This is a genomic window from Elusimicrobiota bacterium, from assembly GCA_016706425.1.
GTDB lineage: Bacteria > Elusimicrobiota > Elusimicrobia > FEN-1173 > FEN-1173 > JADJJR01.
Genome location: JADJJR010000001.1, coordinates 864,052 through 876,021, shown reverse-complemented (window position 1 = coordinate 876,021; position 11,970 = coordinate 864,052). Strand labels below are relative to the sequence as shown.

7 protein-coding genes are annotated in these 11,970 nt (G+C 63.5%); 2 read left to right on the top strand and 5 right to left on the bottom strand.

Annotation, left to right across the window (positions count from 1 at the left end; translation table 11 throughout):
- Positions 1 to 11: 11 nt before the first annotated feature.
- A complete protein-coding gene (locus IPI56_03635; GenBank protein ID MBK7544832.1) occupies positions 12 to 2,228 on the bottom strand; it encodes a UvrD-helicase domain-containing protein in 2,217 nt (738 codons plus the stop codon).
- A 62-nt stretch (positions 2,229 to 2,290) separates the two neighbouring features.
- Here IPI56_03635 and IPI56_03630 point away from each other — a divergent pair, with 62 nt between their 5' ends.
- Positions 2,291 to 3,538, top strand: coding sequence for a TolC family protein (locus IPI56_03630; GenBank protein ID MBK7544831.1), 1,248 nt, complete (start codon positions 2,291 to 2,293; stop codon positions 3,536 to 3,538).
- The gene (locus tag IPI56_03625; GenBank protein ID MBK7544830.1) at positions 3,535 to 6,672 is read left to right on the top strand and encodes an efflux RND transporter permease subunit; all 3,138 of its coding nucleotides are present in this window, start codon (positions 3,535 to 3,537) and stop codon (positions 6,670 to 6,672) included. The genes IPI56_03630 and IPI56_03625 overlap by 4 nt, the downstream gene beginning before the upstream one ends.
- A gap of 52 nt (positions 6,673 to 6,724) precedes the next feature.
- Here IPI56_03625 and rlmD read toward each other — a convergent pair whose 3' ends face one another.
- From rlmD to IPI56_03605, 4 genes are read right to left on the bottom strand one after another with little or no spacing between them, the layout of a single operon-like run.
- Positions 6,725 to 7,933, bottom strand: a complete 1,209-nt coding sequence (gene rlmD, locus IPI56_03620; GenBank protein ID MBK7544829.1) for a 23S rRNA (uracil(1939)-C(5))-methyltransferase RlmD — start codon at positions 7,931 to 7,933, stop codon at positions 6,725 to 6,727.
- A gap of 44 nt (positions 7,934 to 7,977) precedes the next feature.
- A complete protein-coding gene (locus IPI56_03615) occupies positions 7,978 to 9,039 on the bottom strand; it encodes a type IV pilus twitching motility protein PilT (GenBank protein ID MBK7544828.1) in 1,062 nt (353 codons plus the stop codon).
- A 1-nt stretch (position 9,040) separates the two neighbouring features.
- Positions 9,041 to 9,580, bottom strand: a complete 540-nt coding sequence (locus tag IPI56_03610; GenBank protein MBK7544827.1) for a hypothetical protein — start codon at positions 9,578 to 9,580, stop codon at positions 9,041 to 9,043.
- A gap of 57 nt (positions 9,581 to 9,637) precedes the next feature.
- A complete protein-coding gene (locus IPI56_03605) occupies positions 9,638 to 11,965 on the bottom strand; it encodes an MMPL family transporter (GenBank protein MBK7544826.1) in 2,328 nt (775 codons plus the stop codon).
- Positions 11,966 to 11,970: the final 5 nt, after the last annotated feature.

Below are 11,970 nucleotides of genomic sequence, written 5' to 3'. Positions count from 1 at the left end.
TTTACCAGTTTCTAAACCGTTTCGAAGTTGGCGTAGCGCGCCAGGATCTGCTTGCGCGCGCCGGAATCGAACAGGACCGTCACCTTGACGTTCTCCCCGGACCCCGATTTGTCCAGGATCTTTCCGGACCCGAACATCGGGTGCTTGACGCGTTGGCCGATTCGAAGGGGCCGGGGGCCGGACGCCGGAACGCCCTCCGCCGGGAGAGCCTCCCCGTCCGGATCGAAAACCCCGATGACCGGCCCGGCCGCGGGCGGCGCGTGTTCCGCGATGGGCGCCGCGAAGGCCCGCGCCGGCTTTTCCACCACCAGGCCGGCTTCGGTGACGAAGCGGGAGGGCGTGTTCCAATGGGACCGCCCGTAAATTTTGCGCGAGGCCGCGGACGTCAACGTTAAAAGCTCCCGCGCCCGGGTGATGGCCACGTAGGCCAGGCGGCGCTCCTCTTCCAATTCTTTTTCCTCAAAGGCGGACTCCCCGATGGGGAACAAGCCCTCCTCGAGACCGGTGACGTACACGATCGGGAATTCCAGCCCCTTGGCGAGGTGGACGGTCATGAGGGTGACGGCGCCCTCGTCCCCCTTCAAAACATCCAACCCGGAGGCGAGCGACACTTTTTCAAGGAAAGCGGCGGCCGTTTTCTCCTCCGAGGATTCCTCAAATTCCTTGGCGGCGTTGACCAATTCCTGCAAGTTGTCCAAGCGGAACGCCGCCTCGGGGTCGGATTCCGTTTGGCTCTCCCAATGGGCCCAATAGCCGGCGTCTTCGAGCACGCGCTGGACGAGGACCGACGCCGTGGCTTGGAACGCCGCTTCGCGAAGCCCCTTTATAATGTCCAAAAATTTGGTCAGGTTCCCCCGGACCGCCGTGGGGGCCTCCGGGTTCTGGGCGGTGGCGACGGCCGCCTCGTAAAAACTCACCCCGCGCGCCGCCGCCACGCGGTCCAGGGATTCGAGGGTGGTTTTCCCCAACCCCCGGGCGGGCACGTTGATGACGCGTTTCACGGCCACGGAATCCGCGGGGTTCACCGCGACCCGCAGGTAGGCCAACACGTCCTTGACCTCCATCCGCTCGTAAAAACGGACGCTGCCCACCAACACATAAGGAATGTTCTCCCGCCGAAAAGCGTCTTCGAGCACGCGGGATTGGGCGTTGGTGCGGTAAAAAACGGCGATGTCCGACCGACGACGCCCCGCCGCCAGATGGCGCGAGGATTCCTGGGCCACGGTGCGCGCCTCTTCCTGTTCGTCGCCGAACTCCCGGAAACGGACCGGTTCCCCCCCGGGGGCGTCCGTCCAAAGTTTCTTGTCCTTGCGGAACCGGTTGCGCTTGATGACGTTGTGCGCCGCGTCCAGGATCGACTGGGTCGACCGGTAGTTCTGCTCCAACTTCACCACCCGGGCGTTGGCGTAGTCCCGCTCGAACTCCAAAATATTGCGAATGTCCGCCCCCCGGAAGGAATAGACCGACTGGTCGTCGTCGCCCACCACGCACAAGTTGCGCGGCGGGGCCACCAGGTTCTTGGTCAAAACATATTGCGCGTGGTTCGTGTCCTGGTACTCGTCCACCAACACGTACCGGAACCGGGCCTGGTATTTTTCCCGCAGGGCGGCGGTGTCCCGCAGGGCGACGGTGGTGCGCAGGATCAAATCGCCGAAGTCCAGCGCGTTGGCTTTGACCAGCTTTTTCTGGTAGGCGCGGTAGAGGTTGGCCACGACCTCCCGAAAAGAGTCGTTCTGGGCCAGGGCGTGGATGGCGTAGGAATCGGAGTCCAGCAAATCGTCCTTGGCCCTGGAAATCACGTTCAACACCTGGTTGGGTTTGAACTTTTTCTCATCCAGGTTTTGCTCCCGGAGGCACTCCTTCATCACCTGGGTCTGGTCCCCGTCGTCGTAGATGACGTAATGGGGGTCCAGGCCCACGGCGCGGGCTTCCACCCGCAAAAACTGCGCGCAAAAAGAGTGGAAGGTCGAAATCCACACGCCCCGCCCCCGCCCGCCGGTCAATTCGTCGACACGGCGGCGCATTTCGGCGGCGGCCTTGTTGGTGAAGGTGACGGCCAAAATGTTCCAAGGTTCCACGCCTTCGGAAAGGAGGTGCGCAATGCGGTAGGTGATCACCCGGGTCTTGCCCGAACCCGCGCCGGCCAGGATCAACAGCGGTCCCGCGCCGTGGGTCACGGCCTCGCGTTGGGGGGTGTTGAGGGTGTTGAGCAGGTCGGGGGGCAACATTTTCGTCGGAGCGCGATTATACCAGATGCGCGGTTTAAATTTCGTAAAATAGTCCATTCCCTATGAAAAAATGGCCTTTGCTTTTCATCGCCTTCTCCCCCCTGGCCCAGGGCGCGGAGACCGACCTGCGCCGTTGTTACGAATGGGCGCTCGCGAGCCACGAAGGTCTGGCCCGCCAACGGGAAACCATCGCCCAGGCCCAAGCGAGGGGCCGCGTGGCCCTGTCCGGGGCGCTGCCCAACGTCGCCTGGGAGTGGCGCGGCACGCGCCAGGACACCCGGGGACTTCAAAACACTTTCGGGGGTTTCATCGAGCGGGACCAAATCGAGTCCAAATTCACCTTGGACCAGTCGATTTATCACGGGTTTCGGGAATGGTCGGCGCGGGCGGGATTTAAGAAGGAAGCCGCCCGGGACCTTCTCCTCTTAAAACGGTCGGAAATCCTCCTTTTCGCCGATGTGGCGACCTTGTATTACAACGTGGTCGCCCTGCAAAACGCCGTGACCGACACCGACAGCGCCCGCCGCCTCGCGGAAGGACGTCTCCAAGACCTACGGGAATTTTTGCGGTTGGGCAAAACCCGCGCCAGCGAGGTCCACAGCGCCGAATCCCAGGCCGCGCGCCTGCGGGCGGAGGTCACCCGATTGAAAAGCCGGCTTCGCGGGGCGCGCGCCGAGCTGGCGTTCCTCACCCAGCGCCCCTTGGGCGACAACCCCCTGCCCGACGGTTTGGACGCGGCCCCGGGCGGCCAACCCCTGGAAAAATTCCTGGACGGGGCCCGACGCCGTTCGGATCTCGAGGCCCAGCGCCGCGACGCCGAAGGCCGGGAGTACAACCTGCGCTACGAACGGGCGGACCGCTATCCCACCCTCGGCCTCACCGCCCACTGGTACACCCGCCGGCCCACCTTGTATGAGCCCATCGATTGGGACGCGAGCCTGTCCCTGCGCGCCCCCCTCTACCAGGGCGGCCGGACCGTGGGCACCGTGGCCGAGGTCCGCTCCCAAAAGAAACAGTCGGAGCTTTACCTCCGGGAACTCGCCCGCCGCATCGACACCGACGTCCGCCGCGCCTACGACGACTGGGTCGATTCCGGGGCCGAAATCGCCGACCTGGCCGCCGCCCAGCGCGCCGCCGAGGCGAGCCACAACGCCCAGGTGAAGGAATACCGCCTCGGCCTCGTGACCAATTTGGACGTCCTCATGGCCCTGCAAACGTTGCTCGACGCGAAACGCGCCCTGGACGACGCCCGCATCGAAAGCCGCCGCCGTTACGTCGCCTTGATGGTGGCCGCGGAGGTCCTGCCGTGAGATTGTCCGACGCCGCCATCAAGAACCCCGTCCTCGCCTGGATGATGATGTTCGCCATGATCCTCTTCGGGCTCATCGGCTTTGGTTCCATCGGCAAGAGCATGTTGCCCGACGTGGATTTCCCCATCATCAGCGTCTTGACCCGCTGGGAGGGCGCCGCCCCCGACGTCATGGAAACCGACGTCGTGGACATCATCGAAGACGCCATCACCTCGGTCAAAGGCGTCAAAAAAATCAATTCCACCTCTCAATTGGGCCAGGCGCGGATCGTCATCGAATTCGACCTCAAGACCGACGTGGACGTGGCCCTGCAGGAGGTGCAAAGCCAGATCTCCCAGGCCCAGTTCAACCTTCCCCGCGACCTCGACCCGCCGATCATCGCCAAGTTCAACCCCGAAGACCAACCCTTCATGTGGCTCTCCCTGTCGGGCGACCGCCCCCTGCGTTTCCTTATGGAGTTCGTCCGCGACGAGCTGAAACACGAATTCACCACCGTCCCCGGCGTCGGCAACGTCTTCCTGGGCGGCTACATCGAGCCCGCCCTGCGGGTGTGGCTCGACCCGGAAAAATTGCGGGCCAACGAAATCACCGTCGACGACGTGACCGCGGCCGTCGCCACCGAGCACACCGAGCGCCCGGCCGGGTACCTGACCTCCGCCACCAAAGAGTGGAACCTGCGGGTGATGGGCGAGGCGGGCGGCGTCGCCGAGTTTGAGAATTTGGTCATCCCCGCGCGAAACGGCGCGCCGGTCTATCGCCCGTTCCATTTAAAGGACGTCGCCACCATCGAAGACGGCCTGGCCGACGCCCGCGCCATTTCCCGGGTGAACGGCAAGCCCGCCATCGGCCTCGGGATCCTTAAACAGCGCAACGCCAACATGGTCGACGTGGGACGGCGCGTCAAAGAGAAGGTGGAGGCGCTTCAAAAGAATCTGCCCGCGGGGGTGATTCTCGCCGTCAACTACGACGGCACGGTTTTCGTGGAGGACGCGACCCACGAGTTGAATTTCAACCTCCTCCTCGCCGCGATCCTGACGTCCTTCATCTGCTGGCTGTTCCTGGGTTCCTGGAGCTCGGCCCTCAACATCATTTTGGCCATCCCCACGTCCATTCTGGGCACCTTCATCGTGCTTTACTTCCTCGGGTTCACGCAAAACACCTTCACGTTGCTGGGCCTGACGCTCGTGGTCGGCATCGTGGTGGACGACGCCATCATGGTCCTGGAGAACATCGTCCGCCACCGCGAGCTGGGCGAACCCCGGGTCAAGGCCGCCATCCTCGGCGCCCGCGAGATCTATTTCGCCGCCATGGCCACGTCGGTGGCCATTCTGGCCATTTTCGTTCCCGTGGTGTTCGTCAAAGGGGTCATCGGCAAATACTTCTTCCAATTCGGCATCACCATCTCGGCGGCGGTCATGTTCTCCCTGGTCGAAGCCCTGACCCTCGCGCCCATGCGCTGCGCCCAGTTCCTGGAAATCGGCCAAAACAACCGCCTCACCCGCGGCGTGGACGCCTTGATGGAGACCCTGACCCGCCGCTACAAATCCACGTTGACCTGGAGCCTCAATCACCGCTGGACGGTGGTGATTGTCGCGGCCGTGTTGTTCCACGGGTCGCTCCTCCTGTTCCCGCTCGTCAAAATGGAATTGATGCCGCCCCAGGACCAGAACATCCTGTTCCTGCGCATGGAAACCCCGGTGGGCTCCTCCATGGGTTTCACCGACGAGACCTTAAAGAAAGTGGAGGCCTTCACGATGGACCGCGGCGAGGTGGAGCGCTACTACGCCGCCGTCGGGGGCTTCGAGGGAGGCGAAATCAACAACGCCTTCATGTTCATCACGCTCAAAACCCCGAAAGAACGACCCGCGCCCGCGGGCCGGCGCCGCGCGTTCAGCCAACAGGAATTGATGGACGTGTTCCGCGCCGAAATCGCCAAACTCCCCGGCGTGGAAAAGATTATTTTAATGGACCTGTCCGTGGCGGGCGGCGGCGCGGAGCCGGGCTTTCCCGTGGACCTGGCGCTGCGGGGCCGGGATTGGGAACAACTGGCCAAGTCCAGCGAGCTCTTGAGGACCAAAATGAAGGAAACCGGCCTCATGGTGGACGTGGACTCCAACTACGCCCTCGGCATGCCGGAAGTGCAAATTTTCCCCAACCGCGAAGCCGCCGCCGCCCGGGGCGTGAGCGTGTCGGTCATCGGCAACGCCATCAACGCCACTTTAGGGGGCCAGCGCGTGGGCAAGTTTTCCCGGGGCGGTCGGCGGTACGACGTGCGCGTGCGCTTCCGCCCCGAGGACCGCGACAAACCCGCCGACTTGGACAAAATTTACGTCCGCAACAACCGCGGGCAGGTGGTGCCTCTCAAAGACGTCGTGACCGTCAAAGAACGGCAGACCCTGCTCAGCATCACCCGGGAGAACCGCTCCCGGGCGATCCGCCTGTTCGCCAACATCGCCCCCGGCAAGTCCCAGGCCGAAGCCTTGACGGCCGTTCAAAAAATCGGCAAAGACATTCTGCCCGAAGGGGTGACGCTGGTGTTCTCCGGCGCGGCCGAAACCTTCAAGGAAGCCTTCGTCGGCCTCGTGGCCGCCATCCTTCTGGGCATCATTGTGGCCTACATGGTGCTGGGGTCCCAGTTCAACAGCTTCATTCACCCGGCCCTGGTGCTCTTGGCGTTGCCCTTCAGCGTCACCGGCGCCGTGCTGGCCCTGTGGGTGGGCCAACAGTCCCTCAACATGTTCAGCATGATCGGCATCGTCCTCTTGATGGGCATCGTCAAAAAGAACTCGATCATGCTCGTCGATTTCACCAACGAACGACGGCGCGCCTTGGGCATGGCCGTGCGCGAAGCCCTTTTGGACGCCTGCCCGATCCGTCTGCGGCCCGTCATCATGACCACGGTGTCCACCATCGCGGCGGCCGTTCCGCCCGCCTTGGCGCTGGGCCCCGGGGCCGAAACCCGCGTGCCCATGGCCCTGGTCATCATCGGGGGCGTGTCGGTGTCGGCCCTGTTGACCCTCTACGTCGTGCCGTGCGCTTACAGCCTCACGGCCCGCCTCGAGAGCCGCCGCCATGAACAGGCGCTCAAGGAAGCCCTCCAAGAATTGGGCGAACTGCCCTCCGACTCAAAATAAGATTTTCGTTCTGGGAATTCGGGTCCCGGGGAGGACCCCTGGAGGGACGGAACTACTTGAGATCCAGCCGAACCACCGTCTCCACGTGGGGCGTGTGGGGAAAAAGATCCACCGGCTGGACGGTTTTGACATCGTAGACCGGCGCGAGATAAGCCAAGTCCCGCGCCAGCGCCTCCGGGTTGCACGACACGTAAACCCAGCGCGAAACAGGTTGTTCCAAAAGCAGGCGCCGCACATCGGGTTGCAGGCCGGGGCGGGGCGGGTCCATGACCGCCACGGCTCGGGGAGCCCTCCAGTGTTCCACCCAGGCGGGGGTTTTGGCGAAGGTCGCGGCGTCGAGCGCGTGGAACTCCGTGTTGGGCGCTTCCTGGACCCGCGCGTTTTGCAGGGCGTCCGCCACCGCCGCGGGGTTCGATTCGATGCCGACCACCTGTTTCACCCGGTCCGCCAAACACAGGCCGATGGCCCCCCCGCCGCAATAGACGTCGAACAAGGTGTCCGCGCCCTCGCCCAGGAAATCCCCCACGATCCCGTAAAGCTTTTCCGCCCCCCGGGTGTTGCTTTGAAAGAAGGACCGGGGCGAAACACGGAACACTTTTTTTCCCAACCGGTCGTCAATGGTCCCCCGCCCCCGCCACACCGCCCGCTCCTCGCCATGGGCCACGTCCGACAACCCGGCGTTCACCATCCAAACCACGGTGTCGACGCGCGCCCCCGAAGCGTCCAAGGCCGCCAAAAAACCGTCTTTGGGAATCTCGCCCTCGGCCGTCACCAGGGCGACCATGCGCTCGCCGGTGTTTTTCCCCTCCCGCACGACCAGATAACGCAACAATCCCCTATGGGATTTCAGGTGGTAAGTGGGCCATTTCTCCGCCAAGGCCCAGCCGCGCACCGCCGCCAACAGGGGCCCGGCCTCCGGCGACAGCAGGCGGCACTCGGTCAAATCCACAACGCGGTCAAAGCGCCCCTTTTGGCGCAGGCCCAGAAGCGGCGGTTCGTCCTTCAACCCGCCGAAGGCGAATTCCATTTTGTTGCGGTAGTGGAAGACGTCCGGAGACGGAACGATCGGCCGGAATTCCCCGGTCAAGAAAGGGTCGGTCAACCGGCGGACCAGGCTTTCCTTATGGGCCAATTGGTGGTCGTAGGGGCGGTCCTGGGAAGCGCAACCGCCGCACGCGCTGGCCGGAATACCGGGAGGACGGTCGCCCGTTCCAAAATGGGGACAGAGGGACATCGCCGGCCGGGGGTCCGCGGTACTCATGGACCCGCATTTTACATCGATTCAACCGGTGGGGGAAAGAGCCGCTACTGGGGGACGCCGAGCTTTTGCATGAGCTGCTCGGGAAACCGGGTGTGGCGGACGGCTTCTTCCAATTTAATGGTTTGGCTCGCCACGAGGTCCTGCAAGGACTGATTGAGGGATTGCATGCCGAAACGTTTTCCCGTTTCGATGTCGCTGACCACCTGAAAAGTTTTTCCCGTGCGGATCAGGTTCCGCACCGACGGAGTGGACACCAGAACTTCCAAGGCCAACGCCCGTCCGCTGCCCACCGAACGCCGCACCAATTGCTGGGAGAGGACCCCCTCCAGACTTCCGGAAATTTGGTTGCGCACCAGCGCCTGTTGGTCCGAAGGAAAACTCTCGATGACGCGGTCGATGGTGGACGCCGCGTCCATGGTGTGCAGGGTGCCGAGCACCAGGCGCCCCGTGCTGGCCGCGGTGATGGCCATGCCGATGGTTTCGCGGTCGCGCATTTCCCCGATCATAAGGACGTCCGGGTCCTGGCGAAAGGACCGCCGCAACGCCACGCCGTAACTGTCCGTGTCCTGGCCGATTTCCCGTTGCTTGATGAGGGCCCGGCGGTTTTTAAAGAGAAATTCGATGGGATCCTCGAGCGTGATAACGTGGCACGCCCGTTCGGTGTTGATGATCTCGATCATGGCCGCCAAAGTCATGGATTTGCCGCTGCCCGTGGGCCCGGTGATGAGCACGAGCCCCGATTCTTTGAGCGCCAGGGTCCGGACGATCTCGGGCAAACCCAACTCCAACAAAGACGGTATTTCCAGGGGGATTTTACGGAACACCGCCGCCCAACTCCCGCGCTGTCGGTGGATGTTGCCCCGGAAGCGTCCCACGTCGGTGAACCCGATGGAGAAATCCAATTCGCGATCGTTCTGGAGCCGCGCCTGTTGGTCGTTCGTGAGCACGCGGTAAAGCATTTGCTCGAGGTCCCGATATTCCAGCGGCTTGGCCCCCGGCTCCACGGGTTCGATGCGCCCGTTCACGCGGAAGCAGGGCGGCGACCCCGCGCACAAATGCAAATCCGACGCTTCGGCTCTTGAAAGCTGGGTCAGCAGTTCTTGGATATCAGGCACGGGGTTTCTCCAGGGACAATTCGCCCCATTGGCGGGCCAACCAACCGTAGAGACCGACGAACATCACGAGGACCCCCACCAGGGCGGCGGCAAACACCCCCACCAAAACACGCAACATCACCTGCTCCGCCGGCCAATGACTTCGCCCCCAAAGGGCGAAAAGGAAGAGCACGGCCAAAAGCGCCGACAAGCCTTGGCTCAACTTCGTCAAGCCGTCCACCAGAGCGAACTGGGCGCGCCAAAAATCGGCTTCCAGCCGTCGTTGGATCGTGCGGTGAACCCACCGTTCCAGGGGCCACAACAGGATAAAAAACAGCGCCACCCCCCAAAGCAGGGTGACGACCGGGGAACGCAACAAAAACGGCCAGCGCGAAGCCAAGATGTCGCCCCAGCGGGTCTCGGCCGTGTAGGCCGCGACGAACGCCACGGTCAGGTGAACCAGTCGCACCCAAAACGGGAGGTTGACCCGCCAAAACACCGGCCAGCCGTTGGAAAAGTCGCGCGGGGTCAGTTTCTTGAAAAGATTCGCCATGTTGTCGCTCGTCCCAAGTCTACAACCGGTTTCAAGAAAAACAAGGGCCATCTCCGGTCAAGGCGCGGGGGCGGGCTCCCGCCGAAAACGGGAAGCCAAGCCGATGTAAAAGAGGGATTTCAAAAAAACCATATCGCCGGCCATGCCCACCGCCATGATCGCGACGTTCAAAAGACCGTAGAAAAAGATCGGCTCGAATTCGCTGAGCATGAGGACGGCGAAACCCATCGAAAGGACGAAAGCCGAAGAGAGGGACGCCTCGCCTTTTTCCTCGGTGACCTCGTGCAGGGCCTCCGCCACGGGCACGCCCGCCCATCGCCGCTCGCGGTAACGAACGAAAAAGTGCACCGTGTCGTCCACGATGATGCCGAAGGCCGAAGCCGCGATGAGCGCGGTGCCCGTGTTCAACGTGATGCCCCGCGCGCCCATGAGGCCGAAATTAACAAGGACGGGGAAAAGGTTCGGGACCAAAAAGAGGAGCGTGAGCGGCAGGGAACGCAGGACCACCGCCATCACCAACCCGATGCCGAACACCGCCGAAAGAATGTTTTGCACTTGCCCGTTGACCATCACCACCTGCGATCGCACCAGATCCGCCATTTTCCCGATGAATTCCCATTCCACCCCCGGCCACGGGGTTTCCCCCAGGATCGAACGTATTTTCCCCAGAATCGCCAACACCGCCGCCGACCCGTCCGCGTGGAGGCGGATGCGCACGCGGGTCCAGTTAAAGGCTTCGTTGACGTATTCCCGCATATCCTCCCCGCCGTACAACAGGAGGTACTGATCGACCATCCGGCGGGTGCCCGGAAGGCGTCGCTGGGCGGGGTCGTCGGCGTGAAAGGCTTCGTTCATTTCCATAAAGAAGTCGGTGAGGGAGATCGCCTTGTCGACACCCGGAATGGCTTCTATTTTTTCTTGCGCCGCGCGCAGGCGGTTCAAAAACAACGGGTCGCGAAACGCGTTGGGGTCCGCGGCGCGGAAGGAAAGGTCGATGACCGTCACGCCGGCCAGACGGTCGCGCACGAACTCGATGTCCTGACGGTAGGCGTTGCGGGGTGGAAAAAACTCCATCGGGCTTGTTTCCACGCGCACCCGCCGGGCCTGGAACAGGGACGCGATCACGACCGCCAAGCAAAGAGCCAACGCCGTCCGCGGTCGGGCCCGCACCGCTTCGTGCACAAAAGACACCAGTCGGGGTATGGCGCGACGGCGGCGCGCCTCCACCGACCGGTAAATCTTCTCCACCGGGAACAGGAGAAGCCCGGGCGCCACGACCCCGAAAGTGATTAAAAATTCAAAGAACATCCCCGCCGCGGCCAGGAAGCCGAACCAGCGAACGGCGGGCAACGGCGTGAGCATCAAGGACGCGAACCCGATGGCGGTGTTCACGCTGGTGAGAAAACACGGGAACAAAATGGGTTCGAGGGCCCGGGCCAGGGCCTCGCGGCGCGAGGAGCCGCCCCGCGCGGCCTCCTCGTTCAAGTGCGTGAACAAATGAACCAAGTCCGACAGCGCCAAGGTGATGACGAGCGGGACCACCGCGACCACCGTCATGCTCACGGGAATGCCGCACAAACCGGCCAAACCCATGGTGGCGCTCAAGGTGAACACGATCCCCCCCCCCGCCATCAGCAAAAGGCGCCGATTTCGGAACACCCACCACAAAGTGCCCAGGGTCAACAACAAGGTCAAAGGCACAAAGCGCATCACGTCGGCGTTGGTGAAACGGGCCATTTTGACGTTGGTGATGGGCCACCCCGCCAGACGGAAACGGGGACCGCCTTTTTCCAGGGGCGCGAGCGTTTTTTCGATCGCCGCGACGACGCCGGCCCGGCCGCCCGGCGGGGACTCGGCCGACAAATGGACGATGATCGCCGCCACCCGGCCGTCTCCCGACACAAGCGCGTTGCGGTACAGGGGGTTGCCCAGCGTCCGTCGGCGGAGGGCCTCCATCGCCGCCCCCGCGGGCGGGATTTCGTCAAACAGGGGCTCGACGACGAAGGCGTCTTCGGTCCCCTTCATGTCCTCCACGCGGGCCAGGCTGATGGCGTCCGCCACGCCCTCGACCGCCAGGAGGGCGTCCGTCGCTTCGCGCAATCGGCGCAGGCTGTCCGGCGTGAAGAGGTCCGCCGTTTCAAAAGCGACGACCACGTGTTCGTTGCGGGTGAAGACCGACTCGGCGGCCAGCCCCAACAGGCGGACGGGATCCTTTTCCACGACGAAGTCATCCACGTCGGTTCGAAAGGCGAGGCGCGGCAGGTGGGCCCACAGCACCCCCAGCAACAGGAGCACGGCGGAGGCGACAATCCGGGGGCGCCCCGTGATGAGCCGCGCCGCGCCCATCACGAGCCTTTGGCGGAGCGGGAGGTCGGGTTGATTCACGATGG

What these genes read in the sequence shown, in the direction of transcription:
- IPI56_03630 (MBK7544831.1), top strand. Translation starts at nt 2,291, where the DNA reads ATGAAAAAATGGCCTTTGCTTTTCATCGCCTTCTCCCCCCTGGCCCAG.
- IPI56_03635 (MBK7544832.1), bottom strand. Translation starts at nt 2,228, where the DNA reads ATGTTGCCCCCCGACCTGCTCAACACCCTCAACACCCCCCAACGCGAG.
- rlmD (MBK7544829.1), bottom strand. Translation starts at nt 7,933, where the DNA reads ATGAGTACCGCGGACCCCCGGCCGGCGATGTCCCTCTGTCCCCATTTT.
- IPI56_03610 (MBK7544827.1), bottom strand. Translation starts at nt 9,580, where the DNA reads ATGGCGAATCTTTTCAAGAAACTGACCCCGCGCGACTTTTCCAACGGC.